This window comes from Streptomyces sp. NPDC050147 (assembly GCF_040660195.1).
GTDB lineage: Bacteria > Actinomycetota > Actinomycetes > Streptomycetales > Streptomycetaceae > Streptomyces.
The window spans coordinates 162,837-186,331 of the sequence record NZ_JBFALJ010000019.1; the positions used below are offsets into that span (position 1 = coordinate 162,837).

At 69.1% G+C, this 23,495-nt stretch carries 18 protein-coding genes and 1 pseudogene; 11 read left to right on the forward strand and 8 right to left on the reverse strand.

All coding sequences use genetic code 11. The features are described 5' to 3' along the window. The first annotated feature begins 115 nt into the window (after window positions 1-115). Window positions 116-2,137 (forward strand): beta-galactosidase, encoded by a 2,022-nt coding sequence (locus AB0I94_RS27165; protein ID WP_363312291.1) that lies wholly within the window; start codon window positions 116-118, stop codon window positions 2,135-2,137. 144 nt (window positions 2,138-2,281) lie between these two features. After that, window positions 2,282-3,760 carry a glycosyl hydrolase 53 family protein gene (locus AB0I94_RS27170; protein WP_363312292.1) on the forward strand — a complete coding sequence of 493 codons (1,479 nt, stop codon included), beginning with the start codon at window positions 2,282-2,284 and terminating at the stop codon, window positions 3,758-3,760. Between the two features lie 10 nt (window positions 3,761-3,770). Here the strand turns inward: AB0I94_RS27170 and AB0I94_RS27175 are convergent, their stop codons facing one another. The 4 genes and pseudogenes from AB0I94_RS27175 to AB0I94_RS27190 form a co-directional block, all read right to left on the reverse strand. Continuing rightward, complete coding sequence (locus AB0I94_RS27175) at window positions 3,771-4,967, reverse strand: histidinol-phosphate transaminase (RefSeq protein ID WP_363312293.1); 1,197 nt, start codon at window positions 4,965-4,967, stop codon at window positions 3,771-3,773. 170 nt (window positions 4,968-5,137) lie between these two features. After that, window positions 5,138-5,315, reverse strand: a pseudogene (locus AB0I94_RS27180) (beta-L-arabinofuranosidase domain-containing protein); the annotation flags it as partial. Window positions 5,316-5,386: 71 nt separating this feature from the next. Beyond that, window positions 5,387-5,884, reverse strand: coding sequence for a peptidylprolyl isomerase (locus AB0I94_RS27185; protein WP_363312294.1), 498 nt, complete (start codon window positions 5,882-5,884; stop codon window positions 5,387-5,389). A 107-nt stretch (window positions 5,885-5,991) separates the two neighbouring features. After that, on the reverse strand, window positions 5,992-8,475 hold the full coding sequence (locus AB0I94_RS27190; RefSeq protein ID WP_363312295.1) for an alpha-L-arabinofuranosidase C-terminal domain-containing protein: 2,484 nt from the start codon (window positions 8,473-8,475) through the stop codon (window positions 5,992-5,994). 264 nt (window positions 8,476-8,739) lie between these two features. On the opposite strand from AB0I94_RS27190, the gene AB0I94_RS27195 reads away from it, so the two are divergent. From AB0I94_RS27195 to AB0I94_RS27205, 3 genes are read left to right on the forward strand one after another with little or no spacing between them, the layout of a single operon-like run. Beyond that, complete coding sequence (locus AB0I94_RS27195; RefSeq protein WP_363312296.1) at window positions 8,740-10,092, forward strand: extracellular solute-binding protein; 1,353 nt, start codon at window positions 8,740-8,742, stop codon at window positions 10,090-10,092. Further along, on the forward strand, window positions 10,089-11,036 hold the full coding sequence (locus AB0I94_RS27200; RefSeq protein ID WP_363312297.1) for a sugar ABC transporter permease: 948 nt from the start codon (window positions 10,089-10,091) through the stop codon (window positions 11,034-11,036). The genes AB0I94_RS27195 and AB0I94_RS27200 overlap by 4 nt, the downstream gene beginning before the upstream one ends. Beyond that, a complete protein-coding gene (locus tag AB0I94_RS27205; RefSeq protein ID WP_363312298.1) occupies window positions 11,033-11,905 on the forward strand; it encodes a carbohydrate ABC transporter permease in 873 nt (290 codons plus the stop codon). Before AB0I94_RS27200 ends, AB0I94_RS27205 begins: the two co-directional genes overlap by 4 nt. A 7-nt stretch (window positions 11,906-11,912) precedes the next feature. Here the strand turns inward: AB0I94_RS27205 and AB0I94_RS27210 are convergent, their stop codons facing one another. Beyond that, window positions 11,913-12,938, reverse strand: a complete 1,026-nt coding sequence (locus tag AB0I94_RS27210) for a LacI family DNA-binding transcriptional regulator (RefSeq protein WP_363312299.1) — start codon at window positions 12,936-12,938, stop codon at window positions 11,913-11,915. A gap of 230 nt (window positions 12,939-13,168) precedes the next feature. On the opposite strand from AB0I94_RS27210, the gene AB0I94_RS27215 reads away from it, so the two are divergent. The 6 genes from AB0I94_RS27215 (at window position 13,169) to AB0I94_RS27240 (ending at window position 19,199) form a co-directional block, all read left to right on the forward strand. Then, entirely contained in the window at window positions 13,169-14,158 is a 990-nt protein-coding gene (locus AB0I94_RS27215) for an ABC transporter substrate-binding protein (RefSeq protein ID WP_363312300.1), read from the forward strand. Beyond that, on the forward strand, window positions 14,155-14,949 hold the full coding sequence (locus tag AB0I94_RS27220) for an ABC transporter permease (RefSeq protein ID WP_363312301.1): 795 nt from the start codon (window positions 14,155-14,157) through the stop codon (window positions 14,947-14,949). Before AB0I94_RS27215 ends, AB0I94_RS27220 begins: the two co-directional genes overlap by 4 nt. After that, entirely contained in the window at window positions 14,946-15,740 is a 795-nt protein-coding gene (locus AB0I94_RS27225; RefSeq protein WP_363312302.1) for an ABC transporter ATP-binding protein, read from the forward strand. Before AB0I94_RS27220 ends, AB0I94_RS27225 begins: the two co-directional genes overlap by 4 nt. Next, complete coding sequence (locus AB0I94_RS27230) at window positions 15,737-16,492, forward strand: ABC transporter permease (protein WP_363312303.1); 756 nt, start codon at window positions 15,737-15,739, stop codon at window positions 16,490-16,492. Before AB0I94_RS27225 ends, AB0I94_RS27230 begins: the two co-directional genes overlap by 4 nt. Continuing rightward, entirely contained in the window at window positions 16,489-17,523 is a 1,035-nt protein-coding gene (locus tag AB0I94_RS27235; RefSeq protein WP_363312304.1) for an amidohydrolase family protein, read from the forward strand. Before AB0I94_RS27230 ends, AB0I94_RS27235 begins: the two co-directional genes overlap by 4 nt. Before the next feature lie 161 nt (window positions 17,524-17,684). Beyond that, entirely contained in the window at window positions 17,685-19,199 is a 1,515-nt protein-coding gene (locus AB0I94_RS27240; RefSeq protein ID WP_363312305.1) for an alpha-N-arabinofuranosidase, read from the forward strand. 79 nt (window positions 19,200-19,278) lie between these two features. On the opposite strand, the gene AB0I94_RS27245 is transcribed toward AB0I94_RS27240, so the two are convergent. The 3 genes from AB0I94_RS27245 to AB0I94_RS27255 all read right to left on the reverse strand — a co-directional run bounded on the left by AB0I94_RS27245 (window position 19,279) and on the right by AB0I94_RS27255 (window position 23,369). Beyond that, on the reverse strand, window positions 19,279-20,736 hold the full coding sequence (locus tag AB0I94_RS27245) for a family 43 glycosylhydrolase (RefSeq protein WP_363312306.1): 1,458 nt from the start codon (window positions 20,734-20,736) through the stop codon (window positions 19,279-19,281). Then, on the reverse strand, window positions 20,718-21,701 hold the full coding sequence (locus tag AB0I94_RS27250; RefSeq protein WP_363312307.1) for an arabinan endo-1,5-alpha-L-arabinosidase: 984 nt from the start codon (window positions 21,699-21,701) through the stop codon (window positions 20,718-20,720). Before AB0I94_RS27250 ends, AB0I94_RS27245 begins: the two co-directional genes overlap by 19 nt. A 273-nt stretch (window positions 21,702-21,974) precedes the next feature. Then, the gene (locus AB0I94_RS27255) at window positions 21,975-23,369 is read right to left on the reverse strand and encodes a glycoside hydrolase family 6 protein (RefSeq protein ID WP_363312309.1); all 1,395 of its coding nucleotides are present in this window, start codon (window positions 23,367-23,369) and stop codon (window positions 21,975-21,977) included. Between the last annotated feature and the right edge of the window lie 126 nt (window positions 23,370-23,495).

The following is a 23,495-nucleotide window of genomic DNA, read 5'->3' on the forward strand; positions in this document are numbered from 1 at the left end:
GTAGAGAAACATCCAGGACACTTGTCAATGGTTGTTGCTGTGCGGTTATGTTGAACTCAGAACCGCGAAAGTGTGTGTGCACGTTCCCATTTGATCGACGACTCGGGAGAAATCCATGCCGGAGAACACCCCCACGGGCCTGACCGGGCTCGCCTTCGGTGGGGACTACAACCCGGAGCAGTGGCCGGAAACCGTCTGGCACGAGGACGTGGCGCTGATGCGCGAGGCCGGCGTCACGATGGTGAGCCTCGGGATCTTCTCCTGGTCCCTGCTCGAACCGGCGCCCGGCAGCTATGAGTTCGGCTGGCTCGACCGGATCCTGGACCTCCTGCACGAGAACGGCATCCGCGCCGACCTCGGCACCCCGACGGTAGCGCCGCCCGCCTGGTTCTACCGCGCGCACCCCGACGCCCTGCCCGTCACCGCCGAGGGCGTGCGTTACGAGTTCGGCTCACGAGGCGCCATCTGCCACAGCAACACGGCCTACCGCGAGGCGTCCGCCGCCATCACCGAGCAGCTCGCCCGCCGGTACGCCGAGCACCCCGCGCTCGCCATGTGGCACGTCCACAACGAGTACGGGGTGCCGGTCTCCGCCTGCTACTGCGCGTCCTGCGCCACCCACTTCCGGGGCTGGCTCCAGTCGGCGTACGGGAACGTGGAGGCGGTCAACGAGGCCTGGGGCACGGCGTTCTGGGGTCAGCGCTACGGTTCCTTCGAGGAGATCGAGCCGCCGCGCATCACCCCCACGGTCGGCAACCCCGCACAGGCCCTGGACTACCGCCGGTTCGCCGACGCGACCCTGCGCGAGAACTTCGTGCGCGAACGCGACATCCTGCACCGCCTCGCCCCCGGCACCCCCGTCACCACCAACTTCATGACCGCGCTCAGCCAGTGCGACTCCCTGGACTACTGGGCCTGGGGCCGCGAGGTCGACCTCGTCACCAACGACCACTACCTGATCACCGACGGCCGCCGCACCCACGTCAACCTCGCCATGGCCGCCGACCTCACCCGCTCCGTCGCGGGCGGCGCCCCCTGGCTGCTTCTGGAACACTCCACCTCCGGCGTCAACTGGCAGCCCCGCAACCCCGCCAAGGCACCGGGGCAGATGGCCCGCAACTCCCTGGCCCATGTCGCGCGCGGCTCCGAGGGGGCCCTGTTCTTCCAGTGGCGGCAGTCGCGGCGCGGCGCGGAGAAGTTCCACTCGGCGATGCTGCCGCACGCCGGAACGGACTCCCGAGTCTGGCGCGAGGTCGTGGAACTGGGCGCCGCCGTGGGCGAGTTGGCGCCGCTGAAAGGTACGCGGACCACCGCCGACGTGGCCATGCTGTGGGACTGGCACTCCTGGTGGGCGCAGTCCCTGCAGTGGCGGCCCAGCGAGGACCACGACGCACGGGAGCGCGCCGACACGTTCTACGAGGCTCTGTACGACCGCCACCTCACCGTCGACTTCGCCCACCCCGAGGCCGACCTGTCGGCATACCCCCTGGTCGTCGTGCCCGCCCTGTACCTGGCGACACAGGCCGCGGCGCGCAACCTCAAGGAGTACGTGGCGCGCGGCGGCACCCTCCTCGTCTCCTACTTCTCCGGCATCGTCGACGAGCACGACGCCGTGCACCCCGGGCCCTGCCCCGGTGCCCTGCGCGACGTACTCGGTCTGACCGTCGAGGAGTTCTCACCGCTGCTCGACGGTCAGACGGTGCGTGTCGCGGGCCCCGACGGCGCCGAACTCACCGCGGACGTATGGACGGAGTTCGTCGTGGAGCGCGGCGCCGAGACGGTGTGGACGTATGCGGACGGCCTGGCCGCGGGGCGCCCCGCCGTCACCCGTAACCAGCTCGGGGAGGGCACCGCCTGGTACGTCTCCACGCGCCTGACCGCCCGCGATCTCGACGCCCTGCTCGCCACCGCCTGCGCCGACGCCGGCATCACCGAGCGGCCCGAACTCCCGCGTGACGTCGAGGTGGTGACCCGGCAGGGCGACAGCGGCACCTACCTCTTCGCCATCAACCACACCGAGTCCGACGCGAAGGTGCCGCTCGACGCCCATGGCACCGAACTCCTCACCGGCGAACGGGCCGCGGGCCGCCTCGCGGTGCCCGCGGGCACCGTCCGGGTCGTACGCCTCGACGGCTGACTCCGCCCTCTCCGCACAACGCCCGCCATTCCCCCGTACCGCCGAGTCGAAGGGACATCGACGATGCACGGAAACGGAACATTCAGCTCAGGCAGCACCACCCGCAGAGCAGTCCTGGCAGCAGCACTGGGAGGCGCCGCCGTCATGGCGCTGCCCACCCGGTCCGCGAGCGCCGCGTCCACCCTCACCAACGGGGGCTTCGAGAACGGCGCCACCGGCTGGAGCACCTACGGCGCCACCGGCGCCTCCTTCGCCGAGGCGGGCGGCCGTACCGGGGGCCGACGCCTGGCGCACTGGTCGGCTTCGGCGTACAAGGTCGAGACGTACCAGTACCTCACCGGTCTCGCCGACGGCACGTACACGCTCACCGCCTGGGTCCGTTCCAGCGGCGGCCAGAACTCGGCCTACCTGGCGCTCAAGAGCGGTTCCAGCGAACAGCGCACCGAGCTGCCGCCCACCCCGAACGGCAAATGGCTCCGCCTCGTCACCTCGGTCAAGGTGACGGGCAACGCCTGCACCGTCCGCCTGTACTCCGACGCGAACGCGGGGAACTGGGCCAACTTCGACGACATCACGCTCACGCCCGGCTCAACCGGCCTGTCCGTCAAGGGCGCCGACATCTCCTCGCTCAAGAAGAGCGAGGACTTCGGCGGCGTCTACCGCACCGGATCAGGCGCCACGGCCGACGCCCTCGCCGTGCTCCGGTCCGCCGGCATGAACTACGCCCGCCTGCGCGTGTGGGTCGACCCCGCCGACGGCTACTGCGACAAGGCCCGCGTTCTCGCCGTGGCCAAGCGCGTCAAGGCGCGGGGCATGAAGCTCCTCGTCGACTTCCACTACTCCGACACCTGGACCGACCCGGGTGCCCAGACGATCCCTTCGGCCTGGTCGGGACACTCGTACGCCCAGCTGAAGACCGACGTCCACGACCACACGTACGACGTCCTGAACGCCCTCAAGGCGCAGGGCACCACCGCGGACATGGTGCAGATCGGCAACGAACTGAACGGCGGCATGCTGTGGCCCACCGGCTCGACCGGCAACTGGTCGCAGCTGGCAGGTCTTCTGACCGCCGGCGCACAGGCCGCCAAGGCCGTCTCGTCGCGCACGCGGGTCGCCCTCCACCTCGCCAACGGCGGCGACAACGCCCTGTACCGCGCCTGGTTCGACAACGCGGTCTCGCGCGGCGTGCCCTTCGACGTCATCGGCCTCTCCTTCTACGGCTACTGGCACGGCGCGCTCACCGACCTCCAGGCCAACCTCGACGACCTCGCGGCGCGCTACGCCAAGCCGCTCTTCGTCGCCGAGACCGCCTACCCCTTCCGCCTGGACAGCGACGACGGCTGGGAGAACGTCATCGACAAGACCGAGGAACTCGTCGGCGGCTATCCCGCCACCGAGGCGGGCCAGGCGGCCTGGTTCCGTGACATCCAGAGCGTCGTGGAGGCGGTCCCGGCAGGTCGCGGCCTGGGCGTCTTCTGGTGGGACGCCACGTGGACCGCCGTCGACGGAAACGGCTGGGACCCCGCGGACCCCTCCACGGGCAACGGCTGGGAGAACCAGGCGCTCTTCGACTACGACGGCGCGCCCACCGAGGCGATGAGCGCGTTCGCGCACCGTTGAGCCGGCGGACTCAGGCCCGCATCACAAGACGGTCCACCGCCGGGTTCCCCGAGCCGTAGGGGACCGGCAGGAGCCCGCCGTCCCCGGTCGCGTACAGGGCCTGTTCGACTCCGCTGATCAGGGGCTGTACGTCGACCGGCGGGCGGACCACCAGGCGCAGGAAGCGGCTGGAGCTGCCGATCTTGTTGCCGCACTCGCGCACCAGGATGCCGTGCTCCGCGAGCAGCCGGTCCCGCAGGACCGCCCCGTCCACCCCGTCGGGCAGCCGCACGTACACGAAATTGCCCTGCGAGGGATAGCTGGTGAGCCCGGGAAGCCGGCCGAGGTGCCAGATCATCTCCTGCCGGTCGCGACGTACCTGCCGCAGGCTCAGCTCGTAGGCGTGGCGGTGCTGTCTCAGCATGAACACCACGGCCTCCGCGAAAGAGTTGAGGTTCCACTTCGGCAGCGCGGCGCGCACCCGGCCGGCCAGGCCCGGATTGGCGACGAGATAGCCGAAGCGCACGCCGTGCAGACCGAAGTTCTTGCCGAGGCTGCGCAGCACGATGACGTTGGGCCGCAGAACCGCCTCGTCGGCGACGCTCGACTCGGGTCCCGCGTCGGCGAACTCCAGGAAGGACTCGTCCACCACGACAAGATCGAGGTCCTGGAGCGCGTCGAGCAGCGCGAGCACGGAGCGGCGCGGAAGCATGCCCCCGTCCGGGTTGTTGGGGTTGCAGACGACCGCGGTGCGGGAGCCGCGGGCCCGTACGAAGTCGACGAAGGCCGCCGGGTCGAGAACGAAGCCGTCGGCCTCCGGAAGCAGGAACATGTCGACGCGCTTGCCGGTCTCCATCGACTGATCGGTCCACCGCCCGAACGTCGGCACGGGCACGGCGAGCGCGTCCCGCACCAGCAAGTGGTCGATCCACGTGATGAGTTCGGTCGACCCGTTGCCCATCACGACGGTCTGCGGATTGAGCCCGAACACGGCACTGAGCTCGGCTGTGATGGTGTCCGCGCCGCTGGGGTAGTACGTGAGGATGTCCCGCAGCCGCCCGCCGAGTTCCTCGTACATCTCGGGAGTGGGGAAGTACGGATTGCACGGGATGCAGAAGTCGACGAGCGGCCGCCCGCTGTCCGCCCCCGCCCTGTTCAGCGCGGAGTACGAGGGGCTGTGCGCGGTCGACGCGCGGAAGAGGGCGGTGACGTTGCCCGCGTCTGCCATGAGAGGCCTCCGGGTGGGGGAGGGTGGTGTCTCCCGTACATACGTACGCGGGTGAGAGTGCGCTCAACCCGTGGGGCAGGAGGGGCGGGGTCGGTGCCTCGTCCGAGCGGCGATGACCGGCAGTGGTGACGGCGGGTCTCGCCCGTGAGCAGGGCCATCCGCCAGGATCACTGCACGGAGGCGATGGCCGCGCAGGTCTCCGCGTACGCCCGGTCCGGCGGCAGCTCGAACGGCTCGCCGAACGCTTCGCCCTCGTGACGTGCGCCGACACCGCCGGTGAGGTACTTGGCGCATGGCGTGCCCCGTGACGGTCGGCGCCTCACGTACGGGCAGGTGGGCCTGCCAGTACCGACTCACCGGTCTCGCGGTACAGCGGGTGAGCCCCCGCCCCGGAGGGGCGGGGGCTCATGCACCGAGTGCTAGAGGGTGCCCGAGGCGGAGATGGCGATCTCGGCCTTGGTGGCGCCGGACTGCGAGCCGAAGCTCTCGATCTTCTTGACGAGGGCCATGCTCTCCTCGTCCGCGACCTCACCGAAGACCACGTGCTTGCCGTCGAGCCAGCTCGTGACGACCGTGGTGATGAAGAACTGCGAGCCGTTCGAGTCGGGGCCGGCGTTGGCCATCGAGAGCAGGCCAGGCTTGGTGTGCTTGAGCTGGAAGTTCTCGTCGGGGAACTTGGCGCCGTAGATGCTCTTGCCACCGGTGCCGTTGCCGGCGGTGAAGTCGCCGCCCTGGAGCATGAAGTCCGGGATGACGCGGTGGAACTTCGAGCCCGCGTAGCCGAAGCCCTTCTCGCCGGTGGCGAGCGCGCGGAAGTTCTCCGCGGTCTTCGGCACGACGTCGTCGAAGAGGTTGAACGTGATGCGGCCCTCGGGCTTGCCGTCGATGGTGATGTCGAAATAAGCCTTGATTGTCATGGTCCTCATCCTGTCATTGCCTTGTCCTCACCCGCCAACCGAACCCCCCGAAGGCCCTGTCACCACCCGTTTGACCAGGCATGCTCGTGTTTGTGCCCGGTGGGCGCTCAGTCGGTCCTGATCCTCATGAAAGTGATCGAGTTCGCCGGGAACGTGTATGAGAACGTGTCGGAGACGCCCTTGAACGTCGAGGTCACCGGCTTGACCGGTGTCGCGTCCTTCGTGTTCTCCGCGGCCGGGTCGGCGGCGAGCGTGGTCACCTTCGCGGTCGAGCGCACCTTCGTCGCCGGGCCGAGACCGATCTTGGTGCGGGCATCCGCGCCCTGGGCGTTGACCACCTTGACGATGAGATCACCGGTGGCCTTGTCGCGAGTGACGACCTGGCGGAACGGCTCGGCCGGCTTGTCGTCCGTGAAAGAGCCCCACTTCTTGCCGTCGAGGAAGAGGGTCACCTGACGCCCGCGCACCTCGACGCGCAGGTCGTAGCTGCGGCCCGTCTCGATGGCCGTCGTGTCCTGGATCATGGTCTGCTTCGCACCGTCGACGGTCTTCTCTACGGCCGACTGGGTGTTGTTCCAGCCGCCCAGGTTCCACCAGTAATGGTTGCCGGTGTCCTTGACCCCGAAAGCGACCATGAAGCCCTCCTTGCCGGACTTCTTGGTGGCCTTCACGTTCAGGTCGTAGTTCTGCCAGCTCTTGTCGCCCGCCGTGACCAGCGTGTTCTCCGCGGCCTCGTCGGTCTGGACGTACGCGCCGTCCTGGACGGCCCAGGTGCCCTTGTCCGCCGCCTTGCTCCACTGACTGTCACCGGCGGAGAAGTCGTCGGACAGGAGCGTTTTGCCGTCGGCGCCGGTGACCGACACGTCGTCGTACGCGGCGCTGGTCGCCCAGGTGGAGAGGCCGACGGCTCCGGTGATGGGGCCGGACGTGGCGGGGGTGCCGGAGGCCGTGGACGGCACGACCTCGTCGCCCACGTTGCGCATGAAGAGCTTCTGCGCCTCGTAGTTGGCCGAACCCCATGACTGGTCGTTGTCGTACCAGATCATGTTCGGCTTCCACTGCACGTAGTCCTCGTTGGCGAGCAGCGGGGCGTACGAGGCCAGCTTCACGATGTCGGCGTTGCGCTCGAGGCCGGTCATGAAGGCCGCTTCGGACAGGGCGTTGGAGAACTTGTTGCCCTGCGAGGCGTACTCGCCGAGAAAGACCTCGGGGCCCTTTCGGTCGTAGGAGTCGTAGCGGTCGTTGTTCTCCAGGAACCACTGCGGGCTGTTGTAGTAGTGCTCGTCGACCATGGCGACGTCCGCGTCACGGTTGAGCTGCCAGGCCTTGTCGAACACCGAACCACTGTCGTCCGGACCCGAGTTGGAGATGACGGTGATGTCCGGGTGCTTCGCCTCGATGGCCGCCCGGAACTCCTTGAAGCGCGCGAAGAACTCCTCCGGGAGGTTCTCCTCGTTGCCGACCTCCAGGTGGGTGAGGCGGAAGGGCTTGGGGTGGCCCATCGCCGCCCGCTTCTTGCCCCACTCGCTCGTCGCCGGACCGTTGGCGAACTCGATGAGGTCCAGGGTGTCCTGGATGTGCCGCTTGAGCAGGGCCGGGTCGTCGGTGGCCTTGTTCTGGCCGCAGCCGGTCACCAGAGCGGGTACGACGGGCAGCGGCATGGCGCCGGTGTCCTCGGCGAACTGGAAGTACTCGTAGTAGCCGAGGCCGTAACTCTGGTTGTAGCCCCAGAAGTTGGCATTGGTGGCGCGCTGCTCGACCGGCCCGATGGTGTCCTTCCACTGGTAGGAGCGCTTGCGCTGCCAGCCGGACTTCTCGTCGTACGCCTCGTGGGAGCCGGTGTTGACCAGGCACCCGCCGGGGAAGCGCAGGAAGCCGGGGTCCAGGTCGGCGACCTTCTCGGCGAGGTCCTTGCGCAGGCCGTTCTCGCGCCCCTTGTAGGTGTCGCGCGGGAAGAGGGAGATCTCGTCCAGGGAGACGGGTGCGCCCGACGCGACCGCGAGCCGGCCGGTGGCCGAGGTGCGGCTCGCGGTGAAGGTGGCCTTGTACTTCGCCCAGCCGCCCCGCGCGGTGACACGGCGGGCCGGGGCCAGTTCGCCGGAGGCGTCGCGCAGGGAGAGGGTCAGCGGAGCCTTGTCCGATCCGCTGGTGCGGGCCCAGAGGGAGAAGTCGTAGCGCTTGCCCTTGGCGACCGCGATGCCGGTGTTGTAGCCGGAGTTGGTGACGGAGGAACCGCCCGCCAGGGAGAGGTAGTTGCGGTTGCGGGCATGCAGGCGGCCGTCGTCGTTCACCACCTTGGCGGTGCCGGACGTCTCCCATGAGGTCAGCGGCGTGTAGGCGGTGTTGTCGGCCGTGGAGTACTCGAAGGAGCGGTTCTGGACGAGCTCGGCGTAGAGGCCGCCGTCCGCCGCGCGGTTGATGTCCTCGTAGAAGACGCCGTACATCGAGTCGTCGATCTTCGCTCCGGTGCGGCTCGCGTCGACGTCGATGGTGTAGTCGGTGGGTTCGGCCGCGGCGCCTGGCCCCGCGGCGAGCGTTCCGGCGAGCAGGGCCCCCAGGGTGAGCCCGAGCGGCCATCGTCTGCGTGCCATGCGTACCCCAGTTTCTTGTGCGGAATATCGAACGTTGATCTGTAGGTCGAACGCAACTTAGGCAGCGGACAGCGACGCGTCAACGCATTGCGCAGGAAGTGGCCAAGGTGGCCTCCGGGGTTCGTGATCTCGAACAACTGCAGGTGAATACCCGGGACTTCACCCTCGGCTCTGTCCGAACCGTTGACTGACCCCGCGCTGGACCTTACGGTCCCGTTCGAAGTTGCGAGCAGCATTCGAAATATCGAACAGAAGTGAGCCGCAATGTCACCACCCCTCCCGAGCCGACGAGGAGTGCTCGGCGGTATCGGAGCACTCGCCGTCGCGGGCAGCTTCGGACTCGCCGCCGCGAACCGCAGCGCGTCCGCGATCGCGTCGGACGCGGACGTACGGGTCCGCTACTGGAATCTCTTCTCCGGCGGCGACGGCGCCAACATGATCGCCATGCTGGACGCCTTCCGCGCCGCGCACCCCCGGACCGACGTCAAGGACTCGACGCTCCAGTGGGGCAATCCGTACTACACCAAGCTCGCCATGGCCGCGGCGGGGAACCGCGCGCCCGACCTCGCGGTGATGCACCTGGGCCGGATACCCGGCTTCGCTCCCGGACAGCTGCTCGACCCCTGGGACGTGCGGCTGCTCGCCAAGTACGGGGTGCGCGAGGCGGACTTCGACCCGGTGCTGTGGAAGCGCGCCGTGGTCGACGGCAAGCTGTACGGCCTGCCCCTCGACATCCACACCCAGCTCTGCTTCTACCGCCGGGACGTGTGCGCGAAGGCCGGGCTGCTCGACGCGGGCGGCGACCTGGCGAAGGTCACCTCGCCCGAGGACTGGTTCAAGGCGCTCAAGGCCGCGAAGAAGGCCGTCAAGGGCGATGTCCACACCATCGGCATCAAGGCCGACGAACCGAACTTCTCCTGGTGGTTCTTCCTGTCCTTCTACACCCAGCTCGGCGGCACCTGCCTCAGCGCCGACGGCCGGGACGTCACCCTCGACACCGACAAGGCAACCCAGGTTTTGGAGTTCCTGCGGCAGCACCTCACCGACGGCTACTCCACCGCGATCGGCATCGCCGATGCCGAGTCCTTCGTCAACGGCTCCGCCTTCACCTGGGAGGGCAACTGGTCGGTGCCCGTCTTCAGCGGCGCGAAGCTGAAGTACGGCGCGACCCCGCTGCCGCCCGTCTTCGGCGAGCCCGCGACGCACACCGAGTCGCACTGCTTCGTCCTGCCCCACCAGTCGCAGCGCGGCGGCCCCACCAACGAGGGCGCACACCAACTGGCCGCGTACGTCGTCAAGAACGCCACCGCCTGGGCACGCGGCGGCCACATCCCCGCCTACCTGCCGACGCTGGACGACAAGAAGTACCTGGCACTCAAACCGCAGTCCGAGTACGTCTCGGCCATGGACCACATGGCGGTCGAACCCCCCGCCTGGTTCGCGGGCTCCACCGGACTCCTCGCCCAGCGCATCGGCCCGGTCGTCGCCTCCTCCAACGTCGGCTCCGCCAAGCCCGACGCCACCGCGCGGCGCATGAAGGACGTACTCGAAAAGCTGGTCGCGATGGAGAACCCCATGGAAGGCAGAGCCGCCACCGAGGGAGGGTCCGCCGCATGAGCGCCGTCGAAACCGCCGTCGCCCCGGCCGCCGTACGCCCCGCCCCCGCGGCGGACGCCGACTCGCTGCGGGCCCGGCTGACCCGCCGTGTGCAGCACGGCGGCTGGTTCGTCGCACCGTTCCTCGTCCTGTTCGCGCTGTTCGTGCTGCTCCCGATCGGCCGCGGCCTGTGGCTGAGCTTCACCGACGCCAACATCTCCGGCACGGGCGCACGCTTCGTGGGCCTCGACAACTACCGCGAAGCCCTCGACAGCCCGCTCCTGTGGGACTCGCTCGGCCACAGCGCGTACTTCACCCTGCTCGTGGTGCCCTGCATCGTCGTTCTCGCCTTCCTCCTCGCGATGCTCGCCCACCACATCGAGCGCGCCAAATGGCTGTGGCGGCTGTGCTTCTTCGCCCCCTTCCTGCTGCCGTCGACGGTCGCGGGCAACCTGTGGCAGTGGCTGTTCAACCCGGGCACCGGAATGATCAACCACGTCTTCGGCCTCGACACGCCTTGGCTGACCCAGAAGTCCACCGCCATGCTCGCCGTCGTCATCACCACCCTGTGGTGGACGGTCGGCTTCAGCTTCCTGCTCTTCCTCGCGGCCCTGCAGAACATCCCGCGGCATCTGTACGAGGCCGCCGAGCTCGATGGCGCGGGCGCCTGGCAGCGGATGGTGCACATCACCCTGCCCATGCTGCGCAACATCACCGGCCTGGTGCTCACGCTGCAGATCCTCGCCTCGCTCCAGGTCTTCGACCAGGCCGTGGTGATGCAGGACTTCGGCCCCGGTCCCGAGGAAAGCACCCGCACGTTCGTCCAGTACACGCTCGAGGAGGGCTTCACCGCCTACCGCGTGGGCTACGCCTCGGCGATCTCCATCATCTTCTTCGTGCTCATCGCGGCCGTCGCCCTCGGCCGGATGTGGCTCCTGCGCAAGCGTGAGGAGGGCGTGCGATGAGCACGGCCGTCGTCGTACCCAAGAACAGCTCGAAGAGCCGGAAGAAGAAGTGGACCCCGAGCCAGATCGTGCTCACGGCGCTCGGCGTCCTCGTCTCCGCGCTGTGGATGACACCGCTGCTGTGGGCCCTGTTCACGTCCCTGAAGTCGGAGACCGAAGCCGTCGAGGTGCCCACCCACTGGGTGCCTGAGGAGTGGACGGGTCAGGCGTGGAAAGCGCTCTTCGAGACCGGCAACATCACCAACTGGTTCGTGAACTCACTCGTCGTCTCGGTCTGCGTCACCTTCGTCGTGGTGTTCGTCAGCGCGCTCGCGGGATACGGCTTCGCGCGCACCGAGTTCCGGGGCAAGAACGTGCTGCTCGGCCTCGTGATGGCGGGCCTGATGGTGTCGCCGGCCGTGCTCGGCGTCCCGCTCTTCACGACCGTCCAGTCCATGGGGATGGTCGACACCTACTGGGGCATGATCCTGCCGCAGTGCGCGCCCGCCGCGATGGTGTACATCCTCTACAAGTTCTTCCAGTCGATTCCGCACGAGCTGGAAGAGGCCGCGTACATCGACGGCGCCGGACGCTGGCGGGTCTTCTTCACCATCGTCCTGCCGCTGTCCAGGCCCTCGCTCTCGGCCGTCGGGATCTTCACGTTCATCGCGTCCTGGAACAACTTCCTGTGGCCGTACATGGTGACCAACAACCCCGACCTGATGACGATGCCGAACGGCATCGCGACCGTCATGAACTCCTACGGCATCCAGTGGGCGCAACTGATGGCGGGCGGCCTCATGGCGGGCCTGCCTCTGATCATCGTCTTCGTCTTCTTCCAGCGCCAGATCGTCAGCGGCGTGGCCCACACCGGCCTCGCCGGGCAGTAGCGGGACTTCACCGCTCCGGCGGGCGCCGGGCGGTGGTCTCACGGGGGACGAGCCGGTGGCTGAGGGTGGTGGTCGCTCCGCCGTCGGCGGCGGAGCCCGGCGCCGACTCGATGATGTGGCGGGCTGCCATGGAGCCCATCTCGTACAGCGGGAGGCTCACCGTGGTCAGGCCGACGTGCCGGGCGGTTCTCAGGTCGTTGATGCCGGCGACGGAGATCTCGCCCGGCACGTCGATGCCCGCCTGACGCAGGGCGCCGAGCGCGCCGAGCGCGACCTCGTCGTTGGCCGCGAGGACGGCGTCGGGCAGCGGTCTGCGCGCGACGATCCGCAGAGCCGCGGTGTGACCGGCCTCGTGGTCGAAGCCGCCCGGCACGCACAGAGCACTCCCGCCGAGGCCGGCGTCACGCATGCGGGCGAGGAAACCCTCCCTGCGCTGCCGGGCGACGATCATGCCGGGCGGCCCCTCCATGAACGCGATCCGGCGGTGGCCGAGCGCGATGAGGTGGTCCGTGACGTCGTGGGCGGCTGCGTGGTTGTCGACGGTGACGGCCGGGCAGCCGAGGTCACGGTCGGCGAGTGACACGGCCCGGATGCCCTGCTCCTGCGCCTGCCGGACGGCCTTGAGCAGGTCCGGTCTGCGGGGGTCGTCGACGTGACCGCTGCCCGCGAAGATCACTCCCGCGGCGCGGTAGTCCCGCATCGCCTGCAGCCGGCTGATCTCCGTGGCGGTGCTCCGGTCGACGTTGGACAGCATGGTCACGTAGCCGGCCCGGGTCGCGACGTCGTCCACGCCGCGGGCGATCACGGAGAAGTACGGGTTGACGATGTCACTCACCAGGACGCCCACGAGACGGCTGTTGGGCGAGACCATCGCCCGCGCCAGGGCGCTCGGCGAGTAGTCCAGCTGCTCGGCGGCGGCGATCACCTTGGCGCGTGTCTTCGCCGAGACAGGATGGTCTGATCCGCTCAGCACCCGCGACGCGGTGGCCACGGCCACGCCCGCAACCCGGGCGACATCCACCAGCGAACTCATGGCCCACCCCCAGAGGGAAACGTTTGCCTCAACATGCCACACGCCATGGCCGGTTCGCAATGGATGCGGGCAACCCCCCGGCGCTCTGACCTGAGTTGACCCCTTGACGATTGTCGGTACCGGCTCGCTACCATCCGGAAAAGGAAGACGTTTTCCTAGGCGATGACCTTGGTGAACGTACGAGGACGAGAAGTCGACCGAAGCAAGTGGAGGAACCGAAGGGGGAGATCATGCATGTCTGGACCCGCGCGAAACGGCTCGCCGCTCTCGCGCTTCTGTCCGCCGTGACCGCTGCCGCCTGTGGCGGCCCGGGCACCCAGGTCCGCGCGGACGGGAAGCTCTCGTTCACCGTGGCGCTCATCGAACCGGACCTCACGACCGTGCCGCTCCTGGCGGCTGTCGACACCCTCCGCGGCCAGGGCCACGAGGTGGATGTCGTGGAACTGGCAGAACCCGAGCTGGCCGTCGAGGGGCTGGCCAAGGGCGACTACGCGATATCGGCCGAGGCGACGGGCCCGGCTCTGAGCGCCATCGAACAGGACGCCCCCATCAAGATCATCGCGGATGTCGTCGGCAACCAATGGGCGCTGTACGGCAGGTCCGCCGTCTCGTCCTGCGACGACCTGAGCGGACGCCCGTTCGGGATCTTCAGCGAGGGCGCGGTGGCGACCGCCATCGCCAAGGACTGGGTGGCCGCCGAGTGCGGCGCGGGCAAGCGTCCCGACTACCTGACGATCGGCGGCTCGGACGTGCGCGCCCAGGCCCTGGCCTCGGGGGAGATCGACGCGACGCCGCTGGAGATATCCGACGCGGTGGCCCTGGAGTCGTCGGGCGCCACCGGGCTCACCAAGGTCGTCGACTTCGCCGAGAGCCTGCCGGACCTGCATCCGCAGACCGTCTACGCCAACGCCGCGTTCCTCACCCGGCACCGGGAGGTGGCCCAGGAGTTCGTCGACGCCCTGGTGCGGGAGCACGGCAGGATCAACGCCGACCCGCGGCACCTGGTGGAACTGGTGAAGAAGTACCTGCCGGAGGAGGACCAGGACGACGTGGCCACGACCGCCCGGCGTTACCGCGACGCGAAGCTCTTCGACGCGGCGGCCCTGACGCGGCGCAACGTCCAGGGCACCATCGACTTCTTCGCCCGCGCCGGCGTGATCGAACGGGGCATGACCACGCGGGACGCGGCCGATCTCAGCTTCATCCGGGAGGCGTCGTGACGGCCGTGGCGGCACGCAGGCGGATCCTGGGCGCCAACTGGCCCTACCAGCTCCTCACGTTCACTGTCTTCGCCGCCGCCTGGGAGATCTGCGCCCGCGAACGGGGCGGTCTGCTCCTGCCGGGCTTCGCCGAGACCGTCCGGGCCACGGCAGGGCTCTTGGCCGACGCGGAGCTGTGGAACGCGCTGTACGTCAGCAACCAGGCGCTCGTGCTCGGCTTCGGCCTCGCCCTGCTCGTCGGCGTCCCGTCGGGCGTCGTCCTCGGCCGGTTCCGGCTCCTTGAGCGGTACACGGACGTCTACCTCAACATCCTCCTCGTCACACCGATGGCCGCGATCATTCCGCTGCTCGTGATGTCGGTGGGCGTGGGGCTGACCTCGCGGGTTCTCCTCGTCACGGTCTTCTCGATCGTGATGGTCGTCGTGAACTGCCGGACCGGCGTGCGGCAGGTGGACCCCTCGCTGATCGAGATGGCCCGCTCCTTCGGGGCCGGTGAACGGCGGATCTGGACCCGGATCCTGCTCCCCGGCGCCCTCCCCGCGATCATGACCGGCGTCCGGCTCGGCCTCGGCCGCGCGGTCACCGGCATGGTCATCGTCGAACTGCTCATGGTCTCCGACGGGTTGGGCGGACTGATCCTGAGATACCGCGGCCTGCTCAAGGCACCGGAGCTCTACGGCACCGTCGTGATCATCCTGGCGGAGGCCCTGCTCCTGATCGCCCTCGCGCGGTGGGGCGAACGCAAGCTGACCCGATGGGCACGGACACAGACCGCAGGAGGTGCTCGATGATCACGATCCAGGGATTGGGCAAGAGCTACGTCGGGCAGGACGGCGTCACCGTCCAGGCGCTGCGGGGTGTCGACCTGGAGGTGGGCGCGAACGAGTTCCTGACCGTGCTCGGGCCCAGCGGCTGTGGGAAGACCACCCTGCTGAAGGCCGTCGCCGGGCTGACCCCCTGGGACAGCGGTGACCTCCTCATCGACGGCGTACCGGTGCGCGGTCCCGGCCCCGACCGCAGTGTGGTCTTCCAGAACTTCGCGCTGCTGCCCTGGGCGAGCGTCCTGGACAACGTCGCCTTCGGGCTGCGGATGCGCGGCGTCGGCCGGGCCGAACGCGAGGAACGCGCCCGCTCGCTGATCGGGACGGTGGGCCTCGCGGGCTTCGAGAACAAGCTGCCCGGTGAGCTGTCCGGGGGCATGCAGCAACGCGTGGGCCTCGCACGGGCCCTGGCGGTGGAACCCCGGGTCCTGCTCATGGACGAGCCGTTCGGAGCGGTGGACGAACAGACCCGGCGACTGCTCCAGGAGGAACTCCTGTCGCTCTGGGAGGAACACCGGCTGACTGTCGTGTTCATCACCCACAGCATGGCGGAGGCCGTGCTCCTCGGTGACCGCGTCGTCCTGATGAGCGCACGGCCCGGCCGGATCGCGGACATCGTGCCCGTGGACCTGCCCCGGCCGCGCTCCGGTGATGTCGGCTCCCTTGAACGGTCCGGGCGGTACACCGAGATCACGGCGTACCTGTGGGACCGGCTCCGCGAGATGCACACGGAGCACCGCCCGGTGAAGGCGGCCCGGTGAAGGCCCCGGCAACAGCGATCAGCCTCGCTGCCGGCGCCGCGGCCTGGGAGCTGACCGGGCGCCTGGCGGGCGCGTCGTTCTTCCCGCCGCTGAGCACGGTCCTGGCCCGGCTGCGCGACCTGGCGGCCGACGGACTGATCTACGCCAGTCTGCGTGACAGTCTGGTCAACCTGGCCCTGGGGTTCGCCATCTCCCTCGTCGCGGGCCTTGGCATCGGCATGGCCATGGGCCGCGGGCGAAAGGTCGAGGCCGCGCTCGGCGTGTACGTGTACGCCCTGCTCACCGCACCGTCACTGGTCTTCGCGCCGGTCTTCTTCGCGCTGCTCGGCGCGGGCCGCGCCTCGATCGTCGCGGTGGTGGTCATGTACGCGATGTTCGTCATCATCGTGAACACCGCATCGGCGGTGCAGTCCGCCCCTGCCCACCTGGTGGAGATGGCGCGGTCCTATGGCGCGGGCGAAGGGCAGCTGCTGCTGCGCGTCGTGCTGCCGGCCGCCGCGCCCATGATCCTGGCCGGAGTGCGGCTCGGCGTCGGCCGCGCCGTCACCGGGATGATCAACGGCGAGATGTTCATCGCCGTCGTCGGCCTGGGGCACGTCGTCACCGAGGCGGGCGGGCGCTTCGACAGCGCGGGCGTCCTCGCCGTTCTCCTGGTCGTGATCGCGGTCGCTCTCACCGCCACCGCGCTGGTCCAGGCCGTCGACCGCAGGCTCACCCGCTGGGTTCCGAAGACATCGAGGGGATTTCGATGACCGCCCGCAAGCTGGACGCGTACAGCCACATCCTGCCCGCACCGTACTTCGCGCGGATGCGCGAGCTCGCCGTCGGCACCGGCAACCTCAAGCGCTGGCTCGAACTGCCCGCACTGCACGACGTCGACGCGCGGCTGCGGATGATGGACGAGTTCGGCGACGGCTACCAGCAGGTGCTCACCCTGTCCTCGCCACCGGTCGAACTGCTCGCGGGACCGTCAGAGTCCCCGGCCCTCGCACGGCTCGCCAACACGTCGATGCACGAGCTGTGCGAGCGCCACCCCGACAGGTTCCCGGCGTTCGTGGCCGCCCTGCCGATGAACGATCCCGATGCCGCGCTCGTCGAACTGGCCTACGCAATCGACGTCTTGGGCGCGCGTGGGGTGCAGGTGTTCACCAACGTCAACGGCAGGCCGCTGGACGACCCGGACTTCCGAGCCGTGTTCGCCGAGATGGCGGCGCGGGACCTGCCGGTCTGGATGCACCCGGCCCGCGGCGCCGCCTTCGCGGACTACGCCACCGAGGACACCTCCGCGTACGAGATCTGGTGGGCACTCGGCTGGCCCTACGAGACCAGCGTCGCCATGGCGCGGCTCGTCTTCTCCGGGCTGCTCGAGCAGCACCCGGACATCAAGGTCATCACCCATCACCTGGGAGCGATGATCCCCTACCTGGAAGGCAGGATCGGCCTGGGGTGGAGCGACCAGCTCGGGAGCCGCACGGCGGGCGAGGACTACGAACGGCTGCGCCGCGAACGGTTGCCGCGGCGGCCCCTGGAGTACTTCCGCCGCTTCTACGCCGACACCGCGCTGTCCGGCTCCGCCATCGGCACCCGGTGCGGACTGGACTTCTTCGGTGCCGACCACGTCCTGTTCGGTACCGACTGCCCCTTCGACCCCGAGGGAGGACCCCTGTACATCCGCGAGACGATCCGCGTCATCGACGCCCTTGACCTCACGGATGCCGCGCGCGAGCAGATCTACCACCACAACATCCGGCGTCTGATGCGGCTGCCCGACGAACGGGCGTGACCAACGGCGGCGGCTGACGCCCAGGTGCCGACACGTCCCCGACGGCGGGTACTCCCGTCGTCGGGGACGTGTCGGACCCATTGACCCGGCGCGGCGCCCGTCTTACGGTCTGTCCGGTAATTCGTTCAACGTCCGGTATTTCGAACCAGGTTGAGGGGATCATGACTCGTTCCGCCCGCTTCACGCTCGACCCCGCCTTCACCGTCGGGGCCGTCGACCCGCGGCTCTTCGGCTCCTTCGTCGAGCACCTCGGCCGCTGCGTCTACACCGGCATCTACGAACCGGGCCACCCCACGGCCGACGAGGCGGGGCTGCGCACCGACGTACTCGGTCTGATCCGCGAACTCGGCGTCACCGCCATCCGCTACCCCGGCGGGAACTTCGTCTCGGGCTACAAGTGGGAGGACTCCGTCGGCCCTGCCGACGAGCGGCCCCGCCGCATCGACCTGGCCTGGCACTCCACGGAGACCAACCGCTTCGGGCTCTCCGAGTACATCGCCTTCCTGCGGAAGATCGGCCCGCAGGCCGAACCGATGATGGCGGTGAACCTCGGCACGCGTGGCGTAGAAGAGGCCCTCGAACTCCAGGAGTACGCCAACCACCTCTCAGGCACCGCCCTGTCGGATCTGCGTGCCGCGCACGGCGACAAGGACCCCTTCGGCATCCGGATGTGGTGCCTGGGCAACGAGATGGACGGGCCGTGGCAGACCGGCCACAAGACCGCCGAGGAGTACGGGCGCCTGGCCGCCGAGACCGCCCGCGCGATGCGCCAGGCCGACCCGGACGTCGAGCTCGTCGCCTGCGGCAGCTCCGGCCAGTCCATGGAGACGTTCGCAGCGTGGGAGGCCACGGTCCTGGCCGAGACCTACGACCTCGTCGACCACATCTCCCTGCACGCTTACTACGAGGAGACCGACGGCGACCGGGACTCGTTCCTCGCCTCGGCCGTCGACATGGAGTCCTTCATCGAGAACGTCGTCGCCACCTGCGACCACGTGGGCGCACGCCTGAAGTCCAAGAAGAAGATCAACCTTTCCTTCGACGAGTGGAACGTCTGGTACCAGTCCCGGCCGCACCCCGAGGTCGAGGAGAGCCTGCGCGACTGGCCCGAGGCTCCCCGCCTCCTGGAGGACAACTACACGGTCACCGACGCGGTCGTCTTCGGCTCCCTCCTGATAGCCCTCCTGCGGCACGCCGACCGGGTGGCCGTCGCGTGCCTGGCCCAGCTGGTCAACGTCATCGCGCCGATCCTGACCGAGCCGGGCGGCCCGGCCTGGCGGCAGACCACCTTCTTCCCCTTCGCGCAGGCCTCCCGGCACGGCCGCGGCCAGGTCCTCGACGTACGCGTGGACTCACCCGTGCACGAGACGCGGAAGTTCGGCGAGGTGCCCCTGCTGCACGCGACGGCGGTACGCGCCGATGACGGCACCGTCACCGTCTTCGCGGTCAACCGCGGCCAGAGCGAGCCGCTGCCGCTCGAAGTGGCGCTTCACGGCCTTGAGCTGACCACGGTCGTCGAGCACAGCGCCCTGTCCGACGCGGACCCGGAGGCCCGCAACACCCTCGCGGAACCGGAGCGCGTCACCCCGCACACCGGCACCGGGACAACACTCCAGGACGGCACGCTGAGCGCCGTCCTGGAGCCGCTGTCGTGGAACGTGATCCGGCTGGGATGAGCCCCGGCCCCTGAAAAGTCAGAGCTCGCCGGCTGCGGCGCGTAGGCACCGCTGTCGCGTAGGCACCGCGCGCCGCCGGTCAGGCCGGCTTCAACTGCCACTGCTGGCAGCCGTTGCCGAGCCAGGACCACTGGCGTACGTCCGCTCCGTCCGCCGCCGAGCAGTCGGCGACGTCGGCGACCTTGCCGGTGGCCTGGTTGGTCAGGCGCACCCAGCCCGCGTCGGTCGTGACGAGGCGGAACTTCTGGCAGGTGTTGTCGAGCCACGACCACTGGCGCAGATCGGCACCGTCGGCCGCCGAGCAGTCGGCGGTGTCGAGCACCTTGCCGCTCGCCACGTTCACCAGGCGGCTCGTGTCGTCGGCCCGGTCCTCGATCCGCCACTTCTGGTTGCTGCCGCCGTTGCAGCCCCACTGACGGACGTTGGCTCCGTCAGCGCTCGAACCGCCCGCCACCTCAAGGCACTTGCCGCTGTTGCGGTTGGTGAGGGTGTACGCCGTCGGGGTGGCCGCGCTCTCGCCCGAGGGGCCCGGGAGGGTGGTGCCGAGGGCGACCGGCTTCCCGAACTTCGGGGTGCCGTCGGCGTTCCAGGTGAACTTCTGCGCCCGTGTCGTACGGCCGTTGTCGCAGCCGTCGGACGCGGCGTCGTTGGCGTGGTAGACGATCCAGTCCTCGGTCCCGTCCGGCGACTTGAAGAAGCCGTTGTGGCCGGGGCCGTACACTCCCGCCGCGTCGTCCCGCTGGAAGACGGGCGTGGACTTCTTGGTCCAGGAGGACGCGGCGAGCGGGTCGGAGCCGGTGAGTTCGAGCTGCCCCAGCTTGTAGTCGGGGGTCATGCAGCCGCTCGCCGAGAAGATCACGAAGGTCCTGCCGCCGCGCTGGAGCACCTCAGGGCCCTCATTGACGTTGGATCCCACCTTCTCCCAGGCGTGGGTGGGCGATGCGATGGTGGTGAACGCGCCGCTGACGGTGTAGGGGTTGGACATCGGCGCGATCAGCACGTTCTGGTTGCTGCCCTGCCACGCGCTGGCCAGCAGGTACAGCTTGCCGCCGACCGTCATGACACTGCCGTCGATGAGCCAGCCGCTCTGCGAGGAGTGCTGGAGGCGGTTCTTGTGGTGGTAGGGGCCCTGCGGGTCGGACCCGGTGCTCTCCAGGACGTGCAGGCGCTGCGAGCCGAACTCGGTGCTGTCCTCGCCCGCCGTGTAGTAGAGGTACCACCGGCCGCCGGAGAAGTGCAGCTCCGGCGCCCAGATGTTGCAGCAGCGCGAGGCGTTGTCCGCCTTGCCGTCCCACACCTGCACGCTCGGCGCGGTGGCGAGCCCCGCCAGGGTGGGCGACTTGCGCATCGTGATGACGTGGGTCCAGCTCGTGGACACCAGGTAGTAGTTGCCCTGGTGGTAGGAGATCCAGGGGTCGGCGCCCTTCTGGGACTTGACCGGGTTCGTGTACGGGCGGCCTTCGGCGGCGGGCGCGGACTGTGCCACGCCGATGCCGAGGACAAGGGCCGCGAGCAGGGTCAGTAGGCGACGGGCCATCCGGAGCTCCAGTTCAGGAGGTTGACGCCGAGCTTCGGGGTGCCGTTGTCCTGGCCGTCGTAGTAGTGGTAGACGAGCAGGTCGCCGTCGGTGTCCTTCATGATCGACTGGCCCCCGGGGCCGATGTAGCGGCCGTGGGTCTCCTGGACCGGAGTGCCTCCGTTGTTCATCATGCCGACGCCGTTCTTGTCGACGTAGGGCCCGGTGACGCTGGAGGAGCGGCCCACCTTGATCTTGTACGTGGAGCTGGTGCCCGCGCAGCACGTGTCGTACGACGCGAAGAGGTAGTAGTAGCCGCCCCGTTTGACGATGGAGGGAGCCTCGACCGCCTTGGTACCGGTGGGACGCGAGGCGAGCGAACGCCGGGCCGTGTCGCCCGCGTACTGCTTGCCCGTGGAAGGGTCGACGCGGATCATCTTGATCCCGGTCCACCAGGAGCCGAAGGACAGCCACCACTTGCCGTCGTCGTCCACGAAGAGGTTCGGGTCGATGGCGTTGTAGTCGCTGGACGTGGTCGAGGTGTAGACGGATCCCTGGTCGGTCCAGGAGCCCGGCTCACCCGTGGTAGAGGTCGCGAGGCCGATGGCCGACTTGTTCGAGCCGAACGACGAGACGGAGTAGTACATCAGGTACTTGCCGCCGTGGTACGAGATGTCCGGCGCCCAGACGTCCCCGGTGGAGTTGTAGTTGTTCCACCAGCTCGGCCGGGTGGGGAAGGCGGAGCCGCTGCGGCCGAAGGCCGTCCGGTCGGTGGAGGTACGCAGCTGAAGGCCGTCGCCGGTGGAGTAGAGCAGGTACTTGCCCGATGAGGTGCGGGCCAGGGTCGGGTCGTGCACGACGATGTCGCCGGTGACTCGGCCGGGGTTGGGGTAGGCGGTGGCGCTGCTCGGGATGAGGGCGAGCAGGGCTGCGGCGGGCAGCGCGACGAGGGCTCTGCGCCGGAAGACGGTAAGGGTGCGGCTCACTCCGGTCTCCTTCGAGGGTGTTCGAGGGTGGGGGACCGCCGCCGAGTGCGTCCGATATTTCGGACGGCGATCGTGTCATCGGACGGGACCGTAGAATCGAAGCGCTTGCGCGTCAACGGTTCACACAGGCCTCGTCGGTTTGCCCCCTCCTGCACGGCTCCTGTCCAACTCCCGTCAGACGCAGGGAGATGGGTGGAGGGCAGGCGGGAAGGGCGGACGGCGTCCGGTCGCCGTCCGCCCCCGGGGAGGCGCCGCCCGAGGGGGCGGTGCGGGTTACAGCTCGGGGTGGGCGTTCTTCAGGAGCTCCTGGAACTGCGCCGAGAACCACTTCCCGGAGATCGGAGCGTCGGGAAGCGCGCCGGAGGGGTTGAAGCCGTTGCGGGGATTGCCCTGGTAGGCCGGGTCACACATGCGGTCGAAGCCCTTGCCCTCGTCGTTCGGGAACGTTTTGCTCGATCCGTCGGACTCGCCCGGCGGCTTCATCCACACGTAGGCGTCGACACCGGACTCCGGGGCCACGGTCGGCCGTTCGCCGAGGCCCGCGCCCGCCTGGTTGCACCAGTTGCCGATGTGCAGACGCCGGTCGTAACGGCCGCCCTCCACATAGGTGTCGACGTCCGTGGTGGGGCCGGGGCCCGCGGGCCGGCCGGCCCCGCCCCAGCCGTTGCGCGAGGTGTCGATGAGCATGCCGATGTCGGACCTGAAGCCGGTGGAGACGAGCTGGTCGCGGAACGACTGGGCGAACGTGAGCTCGTCGACGGAGCGGTTCCAGTCGACCCACTTGGACTCACGGACCGACCGGCCGTTCACCAAGTCGCCGATCTCGAAGTTGTTCTCCTTCAGGGCGCTGTAGTTGGCCGTGTTGGTGATGAAGCCGTGGACGTTGTCGACGCTGCCACCGTCGGTGGTCGCCGCCTGGTGCATGACCTGGGCGGACGCTGCGAAGTTGTCGTCCCAGCCGATCCAGCCGTGGTGGCCCGCGTCCACGTAGTTGTAGACGTTCGGCACCGCGCCGAGCTTGCGCAGCGCGTAACCGACGCCCTTCACGTAGTTGCCGTTGGCCTTCATCACGTCGCACTCGGGCGTCCCGGTGGGGCGGCTGCCGGTGTTGGTGACCAGGTTGGGCAGCGAGTCGATCTCGACAGTCGTGACGATGTGCAGGTTCGCGTACTTGGTGTCGGCGAGAATCGCGACGATCGGGTCGATGTAGTCGGTCTGGTACCTGCCGATCTCGGTCTGGCCGAGCTCCCCGTTCGACGCTAGCGCGGCACAGTCCCGGCCCGGCAGGTTGTAGATGACCAATTGGATGACTCCGGCGCCCTGTTGGACCGCCGCGTCGAGGTGGTCGCGCAGGCCCATCGCGTCACCGGCGCCCTCGATCGTGGCGATCCGGTCGAGCCATACGCCGGTGGGCTGGTCCGCGACGGCGTCCCCGCCCGGCTCGGCGGCGGCCTTCGCCGACCACTCGGGGTTCACGTAGGGCTTGGCCCCCGCGTACGGATTGTCGACGCGGGCCGCGGTTGCCCAGGTCGTGCCGCTACCGCTACCGCTACCGCTACCGCTGTCGCTCACGGCGAGCGCGGTGCCGCCGGTCGTGGCGAGGGCGGTGGCGAGCGCGGCCAGGAAGAGGGTGCGGGATCTGCGGTGCCGGGTGTGCGTACGGCTCATGGCGGGGGCGTCCCTTCGGGTGGGGCGGTGGCGACGAGAGTGCAGGCACTCAACGCGATCCAGGTCATGGCGCCGGGTGTTCGTCCGCGTGGAGGCTGATCAAGTGCGGTGTCCCGCCTTGGTGAG